The 20,652-nt window shown below is 67.4% G+C and carries 16 protein-coding genes; 10 read left to right on the top strand and 6 right to left on the bottom strand.

The annotated features are described in order from the left end of the window. Positions 1–2: 2 nt before the first annotated feature. The 3 genes from KQ910_RS09080 to KQ910_RS09090 all read right to left on the bottom strand — a co-directional run bounded on the left by KQ910_RS09080 (position 3) and on the right by KQ910_RS09090 (position 6,826). Positions 3–881: a transglutaminase family protein gene (locus KQ910_RS09080; protein ID WP_216958537.1), complete on the bottom strand. Its 879-nt coding sequence runs from the start codon at positions 879–881 to the stop codon at positions 3–5. Positions 882–894: 13 nt separating this feature from the next. Continuing rightward, entirely contained in the window at positions 895–3,393 is a 2,499-nt protein-coding gene (locus KQ910_RS09085; RefSeq protein WP_216958539.1) for a circularly permuted type 2 ATP-grasp protein, read from the bottom strand. Positions 3,394–3,454: 61 nt separating this feature from the next. Beyond that, on the bottom strand, positions 3,455–6,826 hold the full coding sequence (locus KQ910_RS09090; protein WP_216958542.1) for a transglutaminase family protein: 3,372 nt from the start codon (positions 6,824–6,826) through the stop codon (positions 3,455–3,457). A 114-nt stretch (positions 6,827–6,940) separates the two neighbouring features. Between KQ910_RS09090 and KQ910_RS09095 the strand changes: the two genes are divergently transcribed. From KQ910_RS09095 to KQ910_RS09105, 3 genes are read left to right on the top strand one after another with little or no spacing between them, the layout of a single operon-like run. Beyond that, the gene (locus KQ910_RS09095; protein WP_216958544.1) at positions 6,941–7,684 is read left to right on the top strand and encodes an SDR family NAD(P)-dependent oxidoreductase; all 744 of its coding nucleotides are present in this window, start codon (positions 6,941–6,943) and stop codon (positions 7,682–7,684) included. Beyond that, positions 7,684–8,814, top strand: a complete 1,131-nt coding sequence (locus tag KQ910_RS09100) for a zinc-binding dehydrogenase (protein WP_216958547.1) — start codon at positions 7,684–7,686, stop codon at positions 8,812–8,814. The genes KQ910_RS09095 and KQ910_RS09100 overlap by 1 nt, the downstream gene beginning before the upstream one ends. 26 nt (positions 8,815–8,840) lie before the next feature. Continuing rightward, positions 8,841–9,302, top strand: coding sequence for a GNAT family N-acetyltransferase (locus tag KQ910_RS09105; protein ID WP_216958550.1), 462 nt, complete (start codon positions 8,841–8,843; stop codon positions 9,300–9,302). Between the two features lie 163 nt (positions 9,303–9,465). On the opposite strand, the gene hslO is transcribed toward KQ910_RS09105, so the two are convergent. The 3 genes from hslO to KQ910_RS09120 are packed head-to-tail and all read right to left on the bottom strand — an operon-like array spanning position 9,466 to position 12,558. Then, the gene (hslO, locus tag KQ910_RS09110) at positions 9,466–10,431 is read right to left on the bottom strand and encodes an Hsp33 family molecular chaperone HslO (RefSeq protein ID WP_216958553.1); all 966 of its coding nucleotides are present in this window, start codon (positions 10,429–10,431) and stop codon (positions 9,466–9,468) included. Next, positions 10,428–11,354, bottom strand: a complete 927-nt coding sequence (argF, locus tag KQ910_RS09115; RefSeq protein WP_216958555.1) for an ornithine carbamoyltransferase — start codon at positions 11,352–11,354, stop codon at positions 10,428–10,430. Before argF ends, hslO begins: the two co-directional genes overlap by 4 nt. A gap of 7 nt (positions 11,355–11,361) precedes the next feature. Then, the gene (locus tag KQ910_RS09120; RefSeq protein ID WP_369408309.1) at positions 11,362–12,558 is read right to left on the bottom strand and encodes an aspartate aminotransferase family protein; all 1,197 of its coding nucleotides are present in this window, start codon (positions 12,556–12,558) and stop codon (positions 11,362–11,364) included. A 183-nt stretch (positions 12,559–12,741) separates the two neighbouring features. Between KQ910_RS09120 and KQ910_RS09125 the strand changes: the two genes are divergently transcribed. The 7 genes from KQ910_RS09125 (at position 12,742) to KQ910_RS09155 (ending at position 20,398) form a co-directional block, all read left to right on the top strand. Then, positions 12,742–14,481, top strand: coding sequence for a fatty acyl-AMP ligase (locus KQ910_RS09125; RefSeq protein WP_216958559.1), 1,740 nt, complete (start codon positions 12,742–12,744; stop codon positions 14,479–14,481). Between the two features lie 9 nt (positions 14,482–14,490). Beyond that, positions 14,491–15,411: an NAD-dependent epimerase/dehydratase family protein gene (locus tag KQ910_RS09130; protein WP_216958561.1), complete on the top strand. Its 921-nt coding sequence runs from the start codon at positions 14,491–14,493 to the stop codon at positions 15,409–15,411. A 134-nt stretch (positions 15,412–15,545) separates the two neighbouring features. Beyond that, complete coding sequence (locus KQ910_RS09135; RefSeq protein WP_082751878.1) at positions 15,546–15,827, top strand: acyl carrier protein; 282 nt, start codon at positions 15,546–15,548, stop codon at positions 15,825–15,827. A 2-nt stretch (positions 15,828–15,829) separates the two neighbouring features. Continuing rightward, the gene (spt, locus tag KQ910_RS09140) at positions 15,830–17,056 is read left to right on the top strand and encodes a serine palmitoyltransferase (RefSeq protein WP_216958564.1); all 1,227 of its coding nucleotides are present in this window, start codon (positions 15,830–15,832) and stop codon (positions 17,054–17,056) included. 12 nt (positions 17,057–17,068) lie between these two features. After that, the gene (locus tag KQ910_RS09145) at positions 17,069–17,989 is read left to right on the top strand and encodes a metallophosphoesterase family protein (RefSeq protein WP_216958569.1); all 921 of its coding nucleotides are present in this window, start codon (positions 17,069–17,071) and stop codon (positions 17,987–17,989) included. Positions 17,990–17,996: 7 nt separating this feature from the next. After that, complete coding sequence (locus KQ910_RS09150; protein ID WP_216958572.1) at positions 17,997–19,148, top strand: dATP pyrophosphohydrolase; 1,152 nt, start codon at positions 17,997–17,999, stop codon at positions 19,146–19,148. Beyond that, the gene (locus KQ910_RS09155; RefSeq protein ID WP_216958575.1) at positions 19,145–20,398 is read left to right on the top strand and encodes an MFS transporter; all 1,254 of its coding nucleotides are present in this window, start codon (positions 19,145–19,147) and stop codon (positions 20,396–20,398) included. The genes KQ910_RS09150 and KQ910_RS09155 overlap by 4 nt, the downstream gene beginning before the upstream one ends. Positions 20,399–20,652 lie beyond the last annotated feature (254 nt).

The raw sequence follows: 20,652 nt of genomic DNA on the forward strand, positions 1-20,652 counted from the left end.
GCTCAGCCGGTCGGTACCAAGGTCACGGCGACTCCGTAGGAATGGGAGTCGCCGCCCAGGATGACGCCGCGCAGCGGGCTCACGTCGGAGAAGTCGCGGCCCCAGGCCACGGCGACGTGATCCTCGTGCGCGATCAGGTCATTGGTCGGGTCGAGATGGACCCAGCCGGCCGCCTCGCCGCACCAGACGGCGACCCAGGCATGGCTCGCATCGGCGCCGCGCAGGGCGATCTCCTCCCGCGAATGGATCGTGCGGATGTAGCCGGACACGTAGCCCGCCGCGAGCCCGTGCGCCCGCAGCGCCGCGATCTGGACATGCGCGAAGTCCTGGCAGACGCCGGCCTTGCCCGCAAAGACGTCGCCCAGCGGCGTCGAGATGTCGGTGGCGCCCGGGTGGTACTCGAAATCCGCCTTGATGCGCGAGGTGAGCTCGCGCGCCGCCTCGAGGATCGGGCGTCCGGCGGTGAAGGACTGGGCGCCGTAGTCGCGCAGCGCCTCGACGCTCGGCACGAGAGGCGAATCGTGGATGAATTCGCTCGCTTCCACGGGCACGGGAAAGCCGTCGCCGAACAGCGATTCCCGGATGTCTTCCCAGGCCGGAGTGGAGGCGGCGGGCGGCGGTTCGGGGAAGCTTACATCGACTTCGGCCCGCACCTCGATGTCGAAGCGCGTGTGGGGCTTGTCGATCCGGTAGATGTCGATGAGGTTGCCGAAATGGTCGACATGCTGCACGGCAAGCGCCGGCAGCGGGCTCGTCACGATGCCGATGGCGCTGACCTTCTGGCCGGGAAAATCGCGGGCGCGCAGGTGGGCGATATGGTGCGCCGAGTCGACCGTGCTGGCGTAGGTGTAGGTCGTGCGGTGCGAGAGCAGGTAGTGCACGGCGGTCCTCCCCTCAACTGCCCGAGGAGCCCACGGCCTGCGCCGCCGGCACGTGGGAGAAATAGGCGCGCGTAATGGCCTCGGACAGCCGGTCGAGGTGCTCCTCGGTGTCGGAGGTGACGTCGCGCAGCATGGCGAGCGCCAGTCCTTCGTGGCGCCACGCCTGCTCGTCGCCCCCGAACTGCCGCACGACCGCTTCGAGGTCGATCTCCAGTGATTCCGGCGGCGCGGCGACGGTGACGCCCGAGGCGCGCGCCAGATAGTCGAGATGGCCCTTGATGGCGCGAAGCTGGAACACCAGCCCGCGTGGGTTGGCATCGTCGAGGATCACGAGGTCGAGAACGGGCGCGGGCTGGAGCTGGCCGAGATAGCGCGTCCGATAGGTGATCGTGCTGTCGCACAGTTCGAGCGCGAGACGCATGGAGGCGTCCCAGTCGATCGGCGAGAGGGTGAAGGGGCCAAGTGCGGAGGTGAGGACATGCAGCGCCCGTTCGAGCCGTCGGCCGAGATCGAGGAAGCGCCATCCTGTGCCGCGCGTCATGTTCTCCTGCGCGAGACCCGACAGCGTGGCGACGAACCGCACGATCTCGTCGAGCGCGGCAAGCAGGGGATCGAGGTTGCCGCGTGCTGCCAGCAGGCGCTTGCGGACCTCGATCATCTCGGGCCCGGCGGCGACCGTCATGTCGACCGAGAACCGGTCCCGCATGGTGGCGGTCAGGCGCTGGATGCCGTCGAGCACGGTGGCGAGGCCGCGATCGTCGGTGGCCACAGCCGCCAGCCCCTGCTGGAACAGCGCACTTTCAGGCGGGGCGAGGGCGGATGAGTGATCCATCAGATTGCTCTGGTCGAGCAGACGGCCGAGCAGCCTGAGTTCGACCGCGTCGCGTGGGCCGACGGCGCCTTGCGCCACCCGCGCCGCAGTCGTGCGCAACATGCGCGCATCGTTGTCGAGCCGCTCGATGTAGCGGCCGAGCCAGAAGAGATTGTCGGCGACTCGGCTCTGCAGGTCCGCACTGCTGCGCTCGACGGCGAGCTGATGGAAGCGTCTCGTCGGCGGAAGCTGGACGTCGGCAGCATCCTCGGCAAGGACCCAGACGTCCTTCAGCGTGCCATGCAGGCGGGACAGGGAGCGCAACGCCGTGTCGCCATCGGGCTCCCGCGCCAGGCCGCCCGGCAGCACATGATAGGTATCGTGATCGGCCACCACGAAGGCGCGCAGCACCACGGCCGACGGCACGAGAGACTCGCCGTCCCATCTGGGAGTGAGCGAAGGCGTCATGGGGTATTGCGCGACGAACTGGCCGGGCTGGGCGCGGATGCGCTCGACCAGCGCCTTGCGCTCCGCGGCCTCCAGCATGCCCACGACGATGGGCTCGCGATCCTGGCCGAGGCAGGGGCGCACGATCATGAGATCGAGATTGGCCAGCGCGAAGCTCAGGGCTGTCGGCTCGCCCAGCCACCAGACATCGAGCGACGGTAGTTCCAGCTTCTCGCCCAGCAGCCGTTCGCCCAGCCGCTCCAGGAACGGCATCATGGCGGGCGTCTCGACCACGCCCGAGCCCAGCGCATTGGCGAGCGCGATCTTGCCGCTGCGCGTGGCTTCCACCAGGCCGGTGACGCCCAGTGCCGAATCGGCACGCAGTTCCAGCGGATCGGCGAAGGCGCTGTCGAGGCGGCGCAGCAGCACGTGGACGGGGCGCAGGCCGGCCAGCGTCTTGATCGAGACCTGACCGTCGCGCGCGACGATATCGCCGCCCTCGACCAGAGGGACGCCCAGGACGCGCGAGAGATAGACGTGTTCGAAGTAGGTCGCCGACAGGGATCCCGGCGTCAGCACCGCCATGTTGGGCTGCGTCACGGCGGCCGGTGCGAGCGAACGCAGAGATTCGTGCCAGCGGTCGACGAAGGGCCGCAGATGGCGGACCGGGATGGAGCGAAAGGCTTCCGGCAGGCTGCGCGCCAGCACGCGACGCATTTCGAGCGCGTAGCCCGCACCTGCGGGAAGCTCGGTGTGATCGGCGAGCACGTGCCAGCGCCCGTCGCCCAGGCGCACGAGATCGACCGCGTAGTGGCCGAGATGCTGTTGCGGCGCCACGCCGTCGGTGACCCGTGCCGGACGATGGAAGTGCCGGTTGGCATGTACCAGCATCGGCGGCAGCAGATGCTCCTTCAGCAGCGTTTGGGGCCCGTAGATGTCGGCCAGCACCTTGTCGAGCAGCCGCGCGCGCTGGATCAGGCCGGATTCGATCTGCGCCCATTCGTCAGGCGCGATGACCAGCGGCAGGGGGTCGAACGTCCAGCGCGCCGCGCCGCGATCGTCCAGCAGGTTGACCGTGGCGCCGGACTCTTCGAGCTGGCGGCGCGCGCTCTCGACGCGCTCGCCCAACCCGCCGGGCAGCGAGCGGATGACGCTCAGAATGCCTTGCCAGTGGTAGCGGATCGACTTCTGGCCGGTGACCAGTTCATCGTATGCGCTTGCCGGCGAGGAAGAGAGGCCGCGCAACGATTCCATGGGCCCGAAGGAAATGTGAAACGGTTGTTGGACTGCCTGAGAGGCGGGCGGACTATAGGGCCTATGCCCGCCGCAGGTCGAGCGTCAGCGGATGCTCCGGATTGGCGAGGGGCCGCGGTTCCGGCGTCGTTCCGCCGGTATGCCCGATGGCGAAGAAGCGGGCGCGGCGGCGCGCTTCGGCCTCGTTGGCGTTCACGGGCACGCGGTCGTAGTTGCGCCCCCCCGGATGAGCGACGTGATAGGTGCAGCCGCCGATCGAACGGCCGCTCCAGGTATCGTGGATGTCGAAGGTGAGCGGCGCGTGCACGCCGATGGTCGGGTGCAGCGAGTTGGCCGCCTGCCAGGCGCGATACCGCACGCCGGCGACATACTCGCCAGCCGTGCCGGTGGCGCGCAATGGCAGCCGCCAGCCGTTGCAGGCGATGACGTGCCGCTGGTCGTTGAGGCCGGCGACCTTGACCTGCAGGCGCTCGACCGTCGAATCGACGTAGCGCACCGTGCCGCCGCCGCCGGGCTCCTCGCCCAGGACATGCCAGGGTTCCAGCGCATGCCGCAGCTCGAGTTCGAGACCGCGCTGCGCCACTTCGCCCAGCCGCGGGAAGCGGAACTCGAAATGCGGCGCGAACCATTCCGGGGCGAAGGCGTAACCTGCCTCGCCGAGATCGGACAGCACGTCGTTGAAATCCTGCCAAACGAAATGCGGCAGCATGAAATCGTCGTGCAGGCGCGTGCCCCAGCGGCTGAGCGGCCGCTCGTAGGGGCGGTCCCAGAATTTGGCGACCAGGCCACGCAGCAGCGCCTGTTGCGCAACGCTCATGCGCCAGTGCGGTGGCATCTCGAAGGCGCGCAACTCCAGCAGCCCGCGGCGGCCGGCCGCCGCATCGGGCGTGAACAGTTTGTCGATGCAGAACTCGGTGCGGTGCGCGTTGCCGGTCGCGTCGACCAGCAGGTTGCGGAACACGCGGTCGACCAGCCACGGCGGAGTCTGGCGGCCTGGCGCGATCTGCTTGAAGGCGATCTCCAATTCGTGCAGCGCATCGTTGCGCGCTTCGTCGACGCGCGGATGCTGGCTGGTCGGGCCGATGAACAGGCCCGAGAAGAGATATGACAGCGACGGATGGTTCAGCCAGTAGCCCAGCAGGCTCTTCAGCAGGTCGGGTCGACGCAGCATCGGCGAGTCGGCGGCCGAAGGACCGCCCAGCACGAAGTGGTTGCCGCCGCCGGTGCCGGTGTGGCGACCGTCGATCATGAACTTCTGCGCACCCAGTCGCGTCGTGCGCGCTTCCTCGTAGACGATCTCCGTGCGCTCCACGAGCTCGGTCCAGTTGGCCGAGGGATGGATGTTGACTTCGATCACGCCTGGATCGGGCGTAACGCTGAAATTGAGAACCCGTGAATCGTTGGGCGGCGTATAGCCTTCGAGGAAGATCGGCTGGCCGAGTTCCTCGGCCGTGTCCTCGAGTGCCGTCACGAGGTCGAGATAGTCCTCCATCCGCTCGGTCGGTGGCATGAAGACGTGGAGATGGCCGTCGCGCGGCTCGAAGGCCATCGCGGTGCGCACGACCCCGGCAGCCGAGGAGCCTATGGCCGGGCCTTGTCCCTTGTCCGGTGCCAGCGCCCGTCGCCATGCCTCACGACGGGCCTCGGCATCGCCGGGCTCTTCGGCGACGAGGCCCGGCTCCTGTCGGCGCAGGACCGGCGCGCGCCGGAAGGCATCGAGCGGCGGCAGGTCGGGATGCGGCGCCATCGGATCGGGCTGGACGATGATGTCGGTATCGCCGGGTGTCGCCCACGGCAGGGAATCGAGCGGCAGGCGGTAGCCGATCGCGGAGTCGCCGGGGATCAGGTAGCACTTCTCCGAGCGCAGAAACCACGGTCCACTCTTCCAGCGTGGCGCATGGCCGTGTCCGTTGCCGCGCCCGTTGGCATCGCGGATGACCGGCAGCACATAGCCGACCGAGCTTTCGAGGCCCTTCTCGAAAACCCGTGCGAGGCGCTCGCGCTCCAGCGGATCCTTCACCTTGGCTTCGTCGACCAGGACGTTGCTGGGCAGGCGCCGCTCGCGCCAGAGATAGTACCAGGTGTCCTCGTAGGCGGGGAAAAGGTAGTCCGGATCGAGCTGCAGGCGTTGCGCGAAAGCGAGCGCAAACCGGTGCGCGGCCTCGACGGTGGCGCCGGCCGGCTTGGACTCCTGCGCGTAGAGCTGGGGGTTGCGCCAGATCGGCTCGCCGTCCTTGCGCCAGTAGCAGCCCAGCGCCCAGCGCGGCAGTTGCTCGCCGGGATACCACTTGCCCTGGCCGAAATGCAGCAGCGGTCCGGTCGCGAAGCGCTGGGCGAGCTTGCGGAACAGGACGCCCGCCAGCCGCCGCTTTTCAGGGCCGAGCGCCAGCGTGTTCCATTCCGGCCCGTCCATGTCGTCGACCGAGACGAAGGTCGGCTCGCCGCCCATGGTAAGGCGCACGTCGTGGCGGCCGATGTCGCGCTCGATCGCCTCGCCGACCTTGAGCAGGGTGGCCCACTGTTCCTCGGTGTAGGGCTTGGTGGTGCGCGGCGTCTCGCGCACCCGCGTCACCGTCATCGCGTGCTCGAACTCGACCTCGGCCTTCTCGATCGCGCCCTCGACCGGCGCTGCGCTCGACGGCTCGGGCGTGCAGGCGAGGGGGATGTGTCCTTCCCCGGTGAGCAGGCCGGAGGTCGGGTCGAGCCCGATCCAGCCGGCGCCCGGCAGGTAGACTTCGCACCAGGCATGGAGGTCGGTGAAATCTTGTGTGGGGCCCTCGGGCCCTTCGAGTGGCTTCTCGTCGGCGACCAGCTGGATCAGGTAGCCCGAGGCGAAGCGCGCGGCGAAGCCCAGGTGGCGCAGGATCATGACCAGCAGCCAGCCGGTGTCGCGGCACGAGCCCTTGGCGCGGGCGAGTGTCTCCTCGCAGCTCTGCACGCCCGGTTCCAGGCGAACGATGTAGCCGATCTCCTGCTGCAGCCGGGCATTCAAGCCGACGACGAAGTCGATGGTGCGCTGTTCTTTGCGGTCGACCTTGGCGAGCCAGGCCGAAAGTCTCGGTCCCAGCGGTTCCAGCTTGCGGAACGGGGCGATCTCCTCGGCCAGCGAGGCGTCATAGGCAAAGGGCCAGGTCTCGGCCGAGGGCTCCAGGAAGAAGTCGAACGGGTTGATGACCGACATGTCGGCCACCAGGTCGACCGTGACCTCGAACCGGTCGGTCTTCTCTGGAAACACCAGCCGGGCGAGGTGATTGCCTTGCGGATCCTGCTGCCAGTTGATGAAATGCTGGGCTGGCGTGATCTTCAGCGAATAGGAAAGGACGGGCGTCCGGCTGTGCGGCGCCGGCCGCAGACGCACGATCTGGGGGCCCAGTTCGATGGGACGGTCGTACCGGTAGGTCGTCCTATGATGCAGCGCGACGTGGATGCTCATGACGGCCTGCTGTTTCGCTCCGAGACAGACTAAGCAAGTGACATGCCACTAAGCAAGGAAGTGGCGCTATGCTCCGGGCACGATCTTTTCCGGCATGGCTTGGCGGGGGTGTTCATGACCAGCTATTTCGATCTCACCGGCAAGGTGGCCCTGATCACCGGCGGCAGCCGGGGGCTGGGTTACCAGATGGCGAAGGCCTTCGCCGCACATGGCGCCGATCTCTTCATCACCAGCCGCAAGCTCGAGACCTGCGACAAGGTCGCCGCCGAGATCCGCGCGATGGGCCGCAAGGCCGCGACCCATGCCTGCAACGTCGCCAACTGGCAGGAGCTCGACGGTCTGGTCGACGCCGCCTACGCCGCCTTCGGCAAGGTCGACATCCTGGTGAACAATGCCGGCTCCTCGCCGCTCGCACCCTCGTCGCTCGAAACGTCCGAACAGCTCTTCGACCGTATCGTGGCGCTGAATTTCAAGGCGCCGTTCCGGCTGATGTCGCTGGTCGGCAGCCGCATGGCGGCGGGCGAGGGCGGTTCGATCATCAACGTCTCCAGCGCCGGCGCGCTCCGCCCGCGGCCGCAGATCGCCCCCTATGCCGGCGCCAAGTCGGCGCTCAATGCGCTCACCGAGGCTTTCGCCTTCGAATACGCGCCCAAGGTGCGGGTGAACACCATCTCGCCCGGCCGCTTCCTCACCGATGTCTCCAAGGCGTGGCCGGAAGAGCACAAGGCCAATCCGACGGCGGCGCTGAAGCGCAGCGGCCAGCCGGAAGAAATCGTGACCGCCGCGCTGTACCTTGCGTCGGGCCGGTCGAGCTTCACCACCGGATCGCTGGTCCGGGTCGACGGAGGAATAGCCTGATGAAGATGAAAGCCGGCGTTCTCACCACCTGCGGTGCGCCCCGCCCCTTCGCGAAGTCCAAGCCCATCCACGTGGTCGAGGTCGATCTCGATCCGCCGGGCGAGGGCGAAGTCCTGGTCAAGGTGGGCGGCGGTGGCCTCTGCCACTCCGACCTGTCGCTGATCAACGGCGACCGGCCGCGCCCGGTGCCGATCGTGCTGGGCCACGAAGGCTCCGGCGAGATCGTCGAGGTGGGCGCAGGCGTGCACGACGTGAAGGTCGGCGACCATGTCTGCTTCACCTTCAACGTGAGCTGCGGCCGCTGCCGGCGCTGCCTCGAAGGCCGTCCCTACATCTGCGAGCGCTCGATAAGCCCGCGTGCCGCGGGCCAGCTCCTCTCCGGCCATCACCGCCTGCACATGGACGGCAAGCCGGTGAACCATCACTCGGGCGTCTCCTGCTACGCCGAATATGCCGTTGTCGACCGCGGCTCGATTGTGGTGATCGACCGCAGTTTGCCGCTTGATGTCGCGGCTTTGTTCGGCTGCGCTGTGGTCACGGGCGTCGGTGCTGTGGTGAATACCGCGCAGATCCAACCCGGCAGCAGCGTTGCGGTCGTGGGCCTGGGTGGCGTCGGACTGTCCGGACTGATGGGCGCGGTGCTGGCCGGTGCCGGCAACATCATCGCCATCGACCTTTCCGACGAGAAGCTCGGTCTCGCCCGTCAGCTCGGCGCTACTCATACGGTCAACGCCAAGGATGCCGACCACATCACGCAGGTGCGCGATCTTACCAATGGTGGCGTCGACTATGCCTTCGATTTCGCCGGCACCATCAAGGCGATGGAGACGGCCTACCTCTCGACGCGCTGGGGCGGCACGACGATCACGGCCGGCCTGTCGCCGATCAGCGCCGACTTCGCGTTCAAGCAAAGCGGTCTGGTCAGCGAGGAGAAGACCATCAAGGGCTCCTACATGGGAAGCTGCGTGCCGGTACGCGACATCCCGCGCTTCATCGCGCTCTACCAGCAGGGCAAGCTGCCGGTCGACCGCATGGTCAGCCAGCGCGTCGGCTTCGACGAGCTGAACGTAGGCTTCGACCGCCTGCAGGACGTCGCCACCGTGCGCCAGGTGCTGGTGCCGCACGGCTGACCTGTACGTCGGGAGCTTCGAGTTCGATGTCGCTGACCATCGCCGTCGAAACGCCTTTGCAGGACGACGTCCGCGCGCTGATCGCGGAGCTGAATGCCGTGCTGCTCGAACTGACGCCGCCCGAGCATTGCCATCACCTGACCGTCGAGCAGATGGGTGGGGCCGACACCACCGTCTTCATCGCCCGCGATGGCGGCACGGCCGTCGCCTGCGGGGCGCTGAAGCGGCATGCCGGCGGGGTCGGCGAGGTGAAGCGCATGTACACGCGGCCGAGCCATCGCGGGCGCAAGATCGGCGAGCAGATCGTGGCGCGCATCGAGGCGACGGCGCGATCGGAAGGGTTGAAGCGGCTGGTGCTGGAGACCGGCGATCGTCATCACGCCGCCTGGAAGGTCTACGAGAATGCGGGCTTCGCGCGTTGCGGGCCGGTGCTCGACTATGCCGACGTGAAGTGGTCCGTTTTCTACGACAAGCCGCTCGCGGGCTGAGAGAGCGTGATCAAGCTCTTCCCCCTTCAGAGGGGGAAGTGCCCCGTCATACGGGGCGATGGGGTCATGAGCGTCGCGAAGTCCATGACCCCTCCGTCGGCATAAGACGCCGCCACCTCCCCATTTGAACGGGGAGGAAAAGGCTTCTGCGTCACCGGAAGTTCTAGGTGGCGGGATCGTAGACCTTGTCGAGATCGGCGTCGTCGTAGGCATACTCGGTCGAGCAGAACTCGCACTTCACCGCGACGCGGCCGGTCTTGTCGCGCAGGTCGTCCAGCTCCTCGCGGCGGATCGAGCGGAGCACGCGGTCGATGCGCTCGCGGCTGCAGCGGCAGCGCGCGGCGAAGCTCCGGCGCTCGAAGACGCGCGGTTGTTCCTGGTGGAACAGGCGATGCAGGAGCGTCGTGCCGGGCAGCGCCGGATCGAGCATTTCCTTCTCGGTGGCCGAGGCCATCAGGATCACGGCCTTGCGCCAGTCGTCCTCGCGCTGCTCGGCGTCGACGTCGAGGCGGCCGGCGTCGAACTCCGGCATCTGCTGCACCATCAACGCCGAGGCATGCCAGTGGCGGCCGTCGGCGCCATCGCTGCGACGGGAGGTGATCTTGATGCCGGTCGGGAGCTGCTCGGACTGGCGGAAATAGGTGTGGGCACAGTCGGCCAGCGTCGCGCCTTCGAGCGGCACGACGCCCTGGTAGCGTTCGGTGTACTGGCCCTGGTCGACGGTGAAGGTGAGGCGGCCCTGGCCGAAGAGCTTCGGCACGTAGCCGTCCGGTGCGTCCTCGTTGCCGCTGCCGAGCGCGATGGCGAGCTTCCAGGAATCGAACTGCGCGTAGCCCCGTAGCGCACCGTCGCTGGTAAGGTCGGTGACGAGCAGCTTGATCGGCCCGTCGCCGCTGATCTGCAGGGTGAAGATGCCGTCGTACTTCAGCGATGTGGCGAGCATGGCGCACAGCACCATCGATTCGGCCAGCGGTCGCGCCACGGCCAGCGGGTAGCCATGACGCTCGATTACCTCGTCGAGGGCGGGTCCCAGCCGCACCAGCCGGCCGCGCACGCCGAGCGCGTCCAGCTGGAAAGGAAGGACGCGGTCCCAGTCATCGGAAGGAAGTCCTCCCGACGTGGAACTCACGAAAGGCACCAGGCCAGGATGCTCTTCTGCGCGTGCAGCCGGTTCTCGGCCTCGTCGAACACGACCGACTGCGGACCGTCGATCACCTCGGCGGTCACTTCCTCGCCGCGATGCGCGGGGAGGCAGTGCATGAAGATCGCGTCTTTCTTGGCCTGGCTCATCAGGTGCTTGTCGACCTGATAGGAGCGCAGCAGGTTGTGACGTCGCGCGGCACTCGGGCTGTCGGGATCCTCGTCGCCCATCGACACCCAGGTGTCGGTGACGACGCAGTCGGCGCCCTTCACCATCGACTCGGGGTCGTGGCCGATCGAGATGCGGCCCTTCGACTTCTCCGCCCACTGGACCACGTCGGCCGGCGGCGTCAGTTCGGTCGGGCAGGCGATGCGCAGCTCGAAGTCGAACTGCACCGCCGCATGGATCCACGACGTCGCCATATTGTTGCCGTCGCCCGACCAGACCACCGACTTGCCCCGGATCGGGCCGCGATGTTCCTCGTAGGTCATGACGTCGGCCATGAGCTGGCAGGGATGCGTCTTGTCGGTGAGCCCGTTGATCACCGGCACGGTCGCGTACTTCGCCATTTCGAGGAGTTTTTCCTCGACGGTGGTGCGCATCATGATGATGTCGACATAGCGGCTGAGCACGCGCGCGGTGTCGGCAATGGTCTCGCCGCGGCCGAGCTGCGTGTCTGTGCGGCCCAGCATGATCGTCTGGCCGCCGAGTTCGCGCATGCCGACCTCGAACGACACGCGGGTGCGTGTCGAGGGCTTCTCGAAGATCATGGCCAGCGTCTTGCCGGTGAGCGGCTTGTCGTGACCCCCGTTCGACCGTGCCTGCTTCATCGCCTTGCCGTGATCCAGGATCTGGCGAAGCGTCTTGGGATCGACCTGGTCGAGGTCGAGGAAGTGCCTGGGCGTTGTCATGGGCGGCCTACTCGGCGGCCCTGGACGCAGCCTCGAACGACTCCGCGGCCTGGCCGAGGATGGCAATACCCTCGTCGAGCGTCGCCTTGTCGGCAATCAGGGCCGGGAAGACCCGGACCACGTTCTCGCCGGCCGGCGGGACCAGAAGGCCCAGCGACTGCAGCTTGTTCACCATGTCGCCCACGGGGACCGACGGGGCGCACTGAAGGCCCTGCAGGAAGCCCATGCCACGCTGCTCGACGAACACCGTGGGGTGCTTCCGGCAGAGTTCCTCGAGCTTGCCCTTCAGGTATTCGCCGCGCTCGCGCACGCCGTCGATGAAGCCCTTCTCGAGCAGGACGTCGAGCACCGCATTGGCCACGCCGGTGGCCAGCGGATTGCCGCCATAGGTCGAGCCGTGCGTGCCGGGGACCATGCCGACCGCCGCCTTCTCGGTCGCCATGAAGGCACCGATCGGGAAGCCGCCGCCCATGCCCTTGGCGATCGCCGCGACGTCGGGCTTCACGCCCGACCAGTCGTAGCCCCACATCTTGCCGGTCCGGCCGAAGCCCGTGTGGATCTCGTCGTAGAACAGCAGCAGGCCGAACTCGTCGCAGATCGCGCGCAGGTCCTTTAGGAACTGCGTGGTGGTGGCGCGGATACCGCCTTCGCCCTGGATCGGCTCCACCAGGATGCCGGCGGTCTCGTCGTCCACCATGTCGCGCACGACGTTGGTGTTGTTGAGCGGCGCGTGGCGGTAGCCGGGGGCCGGCGGGCCGAAGCCTTCAAGATACTTCTCGTTGCCGGTCGCGGCGAGGGCGTTCAGCAGGCGGCCGTGGAACGCCGCCTGGAAGGCGATAATCTTGTACCGCTGGGGCTGGCCGTTCATGAACTGATACTTGCGGATCAGCTTGATGCCGCCCTCGATGGCTTCCGCGCCGGAATTGCAGAAGAACATCGTGTCGGCGAACGAATTCTCGACCAGCCGCTTGGCCAGCTTCTCGCCATTGCCGACCCGGAACAGGTTCGACGTGTGCCAGAGCTTCGAGCCCTGCTCGGTGAGCGCCTTGACCAGATGCGGATGGCAATGGCCCAGCGCGTTCACGGCGATACCGGAGGTAAAGTCCAAGTAACGTCGGCCGTCCACCGCGTAGAGATAGTTGCCCTCTCCGCGTTCGAACACGACGTCCTTGCGACCGTACGTCGGCATAACAGCCGTAATCACAGCGAGCCTCCTCCAAAAACCAAAAACCCCCGCCGTTGCGACGTTTCCGGAATGGAAATGCCGGCTTTTAGCGAGGGCCGGGCACTATCTTACCGGGGTCCGGGTGTGTCAACTTGGGGCGGACGGCCCGGAAGCACACACCTTGAGGGGTTTTTACCCCTCTGCTACGACACCCGCCTTCCGATGAAATTGCTGCCCACCCGCAATTCCACGCTCGCTCTGCACCGCGCCGGCTTCGCCTCCGTGCCCGCGATGCTCGACTACGCGGCGAAGGGCGAGACCGGGGTGACCTTTTATAATGCCAAGGGCGAGCAGCTTTCGGCCTTGGCGTGGCGCGAAATCCGCGACCGGGCGCACGTCGCCGCGCGCAAGCTCATCGGCGCGGGGTTCGCGCGGGGCGAGCGCATCCTGATCACGGCCGATACCTGGCCGGGCTTCTTCGAGGCCTTCTTCGGCGCGCAGTATGCCGGTCTGCTGCCCGTGCCCGTCTCCATTCCGGTCGGAATCGGCGGCAAGGACGCCTATCTCGACCAGCTTCGCCGTCAGTTCGCCGCGTCCGGGGCTGTCGCCGCGGTCGGCCTCGACGATCTGGCTGGCTATCTCGCGGATGCCGCCGACGAGTTCCCGGCGGTGCGCCTCCATGGCGGGATGGACGTTCTCCACGCGCTGCCGGAAAAGCCGGTCGACCTGCGGCCGCTCGGCGCCGACGATCTCTGCTACATCCAGTTCTCCTCCGGCAGCACCCGCCAACCGCACGGCGTTCAGATTACCCAGCGGGCGCTGATGGCCAATCTCGCCGGCATGGTCGGGCCGGCCGGCCTCGGCGTCGTCGAAGGCGACCGCGCGGTGAGCTGGCTGCCGCTCTATCACGACATGGGCCTGATCGGCTTCCTGATGGCGCCGCTCTCGACCCAGATCTCCATCGACTATCTGACGCCGCGCGACTTCGCGCGCCGGCCGATGCAGTGGCTGAACCTGATCTCGCGCAACCGCGGCACGATCTCCTACAGCCCGAGCTTCGGCTACGATCTCGCGGTCCGGCGGGGTGCCGCCCAGGTGCCGCCCGACCTCGACCTCCGCAGCTGGCGACACGCCGGCATCGGCGGCGACATGGTGCGGGCCGACGTGCTGGAGCGCTTCGCCGCGACGTTCGAGCCGTTCGGCTTCAATCGCAAGGCGTTCATCCCGAGCTACGGAATGGCCGAGGTCTGTCTCGCCATCACCTTCTGTCCGCACGATACGGGCGTGCGCACCGACACCGTCGAGCGCACGGCGCTGGCCGAGGCGCAGCGCGCGGTGCCGGCGGCCGATCCGGCCGACGATCACAAGGCGCGCCGGTTCGTGATCTGCGGCCGCGTCCTGCCGGGCCACAGGATTGAAGTGCGCGATCCCGAGGGCGGGGTGCTGCCCGACCGCGCGGTGGGCCGAATCTTCGTGTCGGGGCCCAGCATCATGCCCGGCTATTTCGGCGAACCCGAAGCCAGCCGCGAGGTTCTGTCCGACGGTTGGCTGGATACCGGCGACCTCGGCTACATGCTGGACGGCGAGATCGTCGTCACCGGCCGCGCCAAGGACCTGATCATCGTCAACGGCCGCAACGTCTGGCCGCAGGACATCGAATGGGCGATCGAGGCCCGGCGCGTGGTGAAAAACGGCGACGCGGCGGCCTTCTCGATCGATACCGGCGGGGGCGAGCGCGTGGTGGTGGCCGTGCTGGCGCGCGTTTCCGGCGACGAGGCGCGGAGCGACCTGGCGCGCGACGTGGCGGGCGCGGTGCGCGAGGCGATCGCGGTCGACTGCGACGTGGCATTGGTGCCACCGACCCTGGGCCTGCCGACCACCTCGTCCGGCAAGCTGTCGCGCGCCCGGACCAAGGCCAACTACCTCGCCGGCCTGTATGCGCCGAAGCCTGCGGCGGCCTGACCTCCTGCGATGAGCAAGCTGGTCGCCGTCACCGGGGCCACCGGCTTCGTCGGACCTCACCTGGTCACCGCCCTCGCGCGTCGTGGCTGGCGGCTGCGGATCCTGGTCCGCCGCTGGACCCCGCTGCCGTCGCTGGCCGGCGTCGACGCCGACCTCATTCTGGGCGACCTCTCCTCCGAGTCGGCGCTCCGTCAGCTCGTTGAGGGGGCGGACGCGGTGGTTCATGCCGCCGGATTGATCAAGGCCAGACGCGAGGCAGATTTTCTGCCGGTGAACCGCGACAGTGCCGCGCTGCTGTCGGCGCTCGCGCCCGACGCTCATATGGTCCTTCTCTCCTCCCTGGCTGCGCGTGAGCCACAGCTTTCTGCCTACGGCGCCAGCAAGCGCGCGGGGGAGGCAGTCGTTGCCACCCGCAGCGGGCCCTGGGCCATCGTCCGGGCCCCAGCGGTCTATGGGCCGGGCGACCGGGAGACCCTCGCTTATTTCCGAGCGGTGAAGTCGGGTTTTGCGCCGCAGCCTCGGCTGCCGTCCGCCCGCCTGTCGCTGATCCATGTCGCCGACCTTGCCGAGGCGCTGGCCCTGACCGTGGAGCGGCCACCTCCCGGCAGCACCTACGAGGTCGACGATGGCCGGGCCTACACCTACGCTGACATGGCAGCGGCGGCCGGCGAAGCGCTGGGCCGCCGGCCGTGGCGGATTTCTGTCCCGCGGGGCGTCATGGCCTGTGTCGCGGGCTGGAACGAATTGCGGCAGACCCTGGGGGCCGGGACCCAGATTCTGACCCGGGGGAAGGTGAACGAGATCTTCCACCCGGACTGGTCGGTCCACGACCGGGGACTGGCTGCAGCGATCGGCCTCCAGCCTCGTTATGACCTGACGTTCGGCTTCCGTGACACGATCTTGTGGTATCGCGCGAAGCACTGGCTATAGGACGTGTGAAACACGGCGTAACAATTTGTCATTTCACTAGGAATCGGTGTTTCTGGCACAACGTGGCCGCCCACCCCCGGGCCCTGGAGAGCGTTTTGCGCACTGCCCATCAAATGATCGTCGAAACCGACGGCATGACCGACACTCTCGAACGCGCCCGCATCAGCGGCCAGTCGCGGGGTGAGGTCATTCGCGAAATCTGCCGTCACCTCGCGCCGTTCCAGACCGGCGAGCGCCCGATCACGGGCGACACGGTGATCGCCAAGGACCTGACCATCGACTCGCTCGCCATCATGGACATGGTGATGGAGCTCGAGGACCATTTCGACATCTCGATTCCCATGAACGTCGTGGCCGAGATCCATACCGTCGACCAGCTCGCGGACACGATCCAGAAGCTCTGCGCCCGGCGTTAGCCATGGGTCTGTTCGATCGCTTTGAGGGCCTCCTCGAGGCCTATCGCGACGTTCGGACGACAGGATACGATCCCTTCCAGATCCGCATGGAGCGGGTCCTGTCGCCGACCGAAGCGATCATCAACGGCCGCAAGACGTTGCTGGTCGGCACCAACAACTATTTCGGCCTGACCTTCGACCCGAGCTGCATGGAAGCCGCCATCGAGGCGATCCGTGCCGAAGGCACGGGCACGACCGGGTCGCGCATCGCCAACGGCAGCTACACCGAGCACGTGGCACTTGAGCAGGAGATCGCCGAGTTCTACGGCAAGAAGCACTGCATGGTCTTCACGACCGGCTACCAGGCCAATCTCGGCTTGATTTCGACCCTCGCGGGCGAGGGCGACCAGCTCCTGATCGACGCCGACAGCCATGCCTCGATCTACGACGCCTGCAAGATGACCCAGGCCGAGGTCGTGCGTTTCAAGCACAACGACCCGTCGAGCCTCGAGGCGCGCCTGCGCCGGCTGGGCGACCGTCCGGGCAACCGCGTGGTCGTGCTGGAAGGCATCTATTCGATGCTGGGCGACAGCGCGCCGCTGCGCGAGTTCATCGACGTCTGCAAGAAGTACAAGGCCTACGTGATCGTCGACGAGGCCCATTCGCTGGGCGCGCTGGGCGACAATGGCCGCGGCCTCTGCGAATCGACCGGCGTGATCGACGACTGCCATTTCATCGTCGGCACCTTCTCCAAGACCCTGGGCGCCATCGGCGGCTACTGCGTCTCGGACGAGCCGGACTTCGACATCCTGCGCGTCACGGTGCGCTCCTACATGTTCACGGCGTCGTTGCCGCCGTCGATCGTGGCCTCGGTGCGCCAGGCGCTGAAGGTGGTGAAGGCCAAGCCCGAGCTGCGCACGCAGCTCTGGTCCAATGTCGCCACGCTCTATGAAGGCCTCGCCGCGAAGGGCTTCAAGCTCGGTCCCCAGCATGGGCCGGTGGTCGGAGTGCACCTGCCCGACCGCATGATCGCCATCGGCTTCTGGCGCGCCATGCTCGATGCCGGCATCTATGTGAACGTCGCCGTGCCGCCCGCGACGCCCAACGGCGTCTCGCTGCTGCGCTGCTCGGTCTGCGCGGTCCACACGAAGGAACAGCTCGATCACATGGTCGAGGTGATGACCGGCATCGCCCGCCAGTTCGGTGTCCTCGAAGACCGCACGCTCCGCGTGGTTGGCGGCGCCCACTAGGGCGCACCCGCCATGTTCACCCTCGCGCATCTGTCCGACCCGCATCTGCCGATGCCGCAGGCGCGCGTCCTCGATCTCCTCGGCAAGCGCGCCACCGGCTATTACAACTGGTGGCGCAATCGCGTTCAGCTCCATCGCCCCGAGGCGCTGGCCGGCATCGTGGTCGACATCAAGGCGCAGAAGCCCGATCACATCGCGCTGACCGGCGACCTCGTGAACATCTCGCTGCCTGACGAATTCGCCCGCGCCTCGACGTGGCTCGAAGGGCTCGGCGCGCCCGAGCAGGTCACGGTCATTCCCGGCAACCATGACGTCTATGTCGCCACCCTGTGGCGCGAGGGGCTGGGCCGCTGGGGCGCCTACATGGCGGGCGACGGCCAGCCGCCGGCCACCGACTTCGGGGTCTTCCCGACCCTGCGCCGGCGCGGCCCGGTCGCGCTGGTGGGGCTGAACAGCGGCCTGCCGAAGCCGCCGCTGCTGGCGACCGGTACGCTGGGCGAGGCGCAGATCGCCGCCGCGGAGAAGCTGCTGGGCGAACTCGGACGCGAGGGGCTTTGTCGCGTCGTGATGATCCATCATCCGCCGCTCACCACCGAATCGCGCTTCAAGCGCCTGACCGATGCCGCCGCTTTCCAGGCGATGATCCGTCGCGTCGGCTGCGAGATCGTGCTGCACGGACACAACCATCGCAGCGAGGTCGCTCGTATCGCGGGGCCGCAGGGCGCGGTGCCGGTGGTCGGCGTCACTTCCGCGTCGGCGGCGCCCGGCAGCAAGTACGGCCGTGCGCGCTATCACCTGATCGGCATCGAGCGCGAGGCTGCGGGTTGGCGCATCACCGTCGACATCCGCGCCCTCAAGGTCGATGTGACGGGCTGCGAGCCCGACGGCAGGCTCGTGTTCAACAGCGGCCTGCCGGCCGCCCTGGCAGCGTGAGACGCCCATGGCTTCGTTCGACGTCATCGTCAGTCCGGTCGACTCGAAGGCCGACCTGAAGGCCTTCATCGCGCTGCCCAGGCGCCTCTATGCCGGCCACAAGGGCTACGTCGCGCCGCTCGACCTCGAGCGCATGGAAGCCTTCACGCCGGGCAAGAACCCGCTGTTCGAGCATGTCGAGGTGCGCTTCTTCCTGGCGCGGCGCGCCGGCAAGGTGGTGGGCCGCATCTCCGCGCAGATCGATCGCGCCCATCTCGAGCGTTACAACGACAGCACCGGAAATTTCGGCTGCCTCGCCGCGGAGGACGATCCCGCGATCTTCACTGCGCTGTTCGCGGCGGCCGAAGCTTGGTTGCGCGACAAGGGCATGATGCGGGCGACCGGCCCGTTCAGCCTCTCGGTCAACGAAGAGGTCGGCCTGCTGGTCCATGGCTTCGACAGTCGACCCGTCCTGATGGTGCCTTACGATCCGCCCTATGCCGGACCGAGGGTCGAGGCTTGCGGCTATGCGAAGGCCAAGGACGTCTTCTCCTACGACTACGACGTCCAGAACGCGCCGGAGACGATCGGCGCCAAGCTGCTGGCGCGCGGCGGCCTCGAGGGCCGGGTCAAGGTGCGCACGGCCAACATGAAGATGTTCGATGCCGAGGTGCGCACGCTCGTCGGGATCTTCAACGACGCCTGGAGCGACAACTGGGGCTTCGTGCCCTTCACCCAGGCCGAGATCGATCATGCCTCCAAGGCGTTTGGTCCGGTGATCGTGCCCGAGCTCGCCGTGTTCGTGGATGTCGACGACGAGAGCGTGGCCTTCATCGTGGCGCTCACCAACCTCTACGAGGCGATCAAGGAGTTCGACGGCAAGCTGGGACCGGTGAAGCTCGCCAAGCTCCTGTGGCGGCTCAAGATCGCCGGCGTGGGCAGCACGCGCGTGCCGCTGATGGGCGTGAAGAAGAAGTTCCGCAATCATCCGCTGCTGGGCGCAGGGCTGGCGATGATCGCGATCGATCACCTGCGGCAGAACGGCAAGCGGCTGGGCAAGACCTCGGCCGAGCTGGGCTGGATTCTCGAAGACAACAAGGCGACCAACAACATCATCCGCTCGGTCGGCGGGGTGCACTACAAGACTCATCGCATCTACGAGAAGGTACTGGCGGGGTGACGGCACCGGCGCCTTCGCAGCCGCCCCAAAGGCCGCCATCTGCTTTCGCGCCGCTCGCCAACCGGTCGTTCCTGGCGATGTGGATCGCCAATCTGATGTCCAATGTCGGCGGCTGGATGCAGACCACGGGCGCCGCCTGGGAGATGACCAGCCTGACGCAGGAGCCGATCTTCGTGGCCCTCCTGGCGGCGGCCGGCACGCTGCCGATGTTCCTGTTCTGCTTCTTCGCCGGCATCCTGGCCGACCGCTTCGACCGCCGGCGCTACATCATCTGCTGCCAGATCTGGATGATGGCCGTGGCCGCAACGATGGCCGTCCTGGCCTATTTCGGCCTGCTCAACCACTGGAACCTGCTGGCGCTGTCGTTCTGCATGGGGCTGGGCAATGCGATGAACGCCCCGGCCTGGCATGCCGTGGTGCCGGAAATCGTCTCCGGTCCGCTGCTGCGGCCCGCCATTGCCTTGAACAGCGCGGGCTTCAACCTCGCGCGTACGATCGGCCCTGTGATCGGCCAGTTGCTGCTCAGCCTGGTCGGAGTCTTCCTCCTCTTCGCCATCAATGCCTTCACGTATGTGGGCGTCATTCTCGCGATGCGGGCCTGGAAGCGGCCGGCCGAGGCGCGCGCCGCCCAGCGCCGGGAATCCCTGGGTGAAGCGGCCCGGGCCGGCATCGCCTTCGTGCGCGGCTCGGCCGAAATGCGGGCGATCTTCGCCCGCGGTGTCTGCTTCTTCGTTCCGGGCATGGCGATGGGCACCTTGCTCCCGGTGATCGGCCGCTTCGAACTGGGCCTCGACGAATTCGAGTTCGGCATCCTCTACGGCGTGTTCGGCATCGGCGCCGTGGCCGCCGCGTTCACCATGCCCATGGTCAATCGCCTGCTCGGGCCCGAACGCGCGACCATCTGGGCCATGGGCATCTCGGCCGCCGCCACGATGATGGCGGCACTGGTCATGACGCCCGTCGTGGTGGGCATCGCCGTCACCATCACGGGGGGCTGCTGGATCACCGTCATCGCCAACAACAGCGCGTCGGTGCAGATGATCCTGCCCAACTACATGCGCGCGCGCGGCATGGCGGTCCATCAGATGGTCTTCTTCGGCGCGCTGGTGCTGGGATCGCTGCTGTGGGGGAAGGTCGCCAACTTCTTCGATGTCCGCACGGCCCTCGTCGCCTCGGCCGCGACGCTCGTGCCGTTCACCGTGCTCGCCGCCTCGATCAAGATCCATGGGGCGTCGACGCCGCGCGTCTGACGCCGTCCTGTGATTTTTCCACCACAAGAGACGTGGAAGTTTCCGAGGCGGGGCAGATTCTTCTTGTAACCATGTCGATTAGTTGTAGATAGCACCCGTACAAGACGCCCAACGCACGTGCCGCTGGCCCTCTGTGGTTACGCAACGACGGAAAGTGTTCTTTTTGGCAGTGCCGGTTTCGAGCCGGGTCCGGGAAGGAGCTTCTGAAATGGTTGCTTACCGCGCGGGGCGCGTTCCCCGCTATTATGTCATTT

It is taken from the genome of Reyranella humidisoli (assembly GCF_019039055.1).
GTDB lineage: Bacteria > Pseudomonadota > Alphaproteobacteria > Reyranellales > Reyranellaceae > Reyranella > Reyranella humidisoli.

Bases quoted from the DNA above. Each gene is read 5' to 3' on its own strand.
- KQ910_RS09085 (WP_216958539.1), bottom strand. From the start codon at position 3,393: ATGGAATCGTTGCGCGGCCTCTCTTCCTCGCCGGCAAGCGCATACGAT.
- KQ910_RS09090 (WP_216958542.1), bottom strand. From the start codon at position 6,826: ATGAGCATCCACGTCGCGCTGCATCATAGGACGACCTACCGGTACGAC.
- KQ910_RS09095 (WP_216958544.1), top strand. From the start codon at position 6,941: ATGACCAGCTATTTCGATCTCACCGGCAAGGTGGCCCTGATCACCGGC.
- KQ910_RS09100 (WP_216958547.1), top strand. From the start codon at position 7,684: ATGAAGATGAAAGCCGGCGTTCTCACCACCTGCGGTGCGCCCCGCCCC.
- KQ910_RS09105 (WP_216958550.1), top strand. From the start codon at position 8,841: ATGTCGCTGACCATCGCCGTCGAAACGCCTTTGCAGGACGACGTCCGC.
- argF (WP_216958555.1), bottom strand. From the start codon at position 11,354: ATGACAACGCCCAGGCACTTCCTCGACCTCGACCAGGTCGATCCCAAG.
- KQ910_RS09125 (WP_216958559.1), top strand. From the start codon at position 12,742: ATGAAATTGCTGCCCACCCGCAATTCCACGCTCGCTCTGCACCGCGCC.
- KQ910_RS09130 (WP_216958561.1), top strand. From the start codon at position 14,491: ATGAGCAAGCTGGTCGCCGTCACCGGGGCCACCGGCTTCGTCGGACCT.
- KQ910_RS09135 (WP_082751878.1), top strand. From the start codon at position 15,546: ATGACCGACACTCTCGAACGCGCCCGCATCAGCGGCCAGTCGCGGGGT.
- spt (WP_216958564.1), top strand. From the start codon at position 15,830: ATGGGTCTGTTCGATCGCTTTGAGGGCCTCCTCGAGGCCTATCGCGAC.
- KQ910_RS09145 (WP_216958569.1), top strand. From the start codon at position 17,069: ATGTTCACCCTCGCGCATCTGTCCGACCCGCATCTGCCGATGCCGCAG.
- KQ910_RS09150 (WP_216958572.1), top strand. From the start codon at position 17,997: ATGGCTTCGTTCGACGTCATCGTCAGTCCGGTCGACTCGAAGGCCGAC.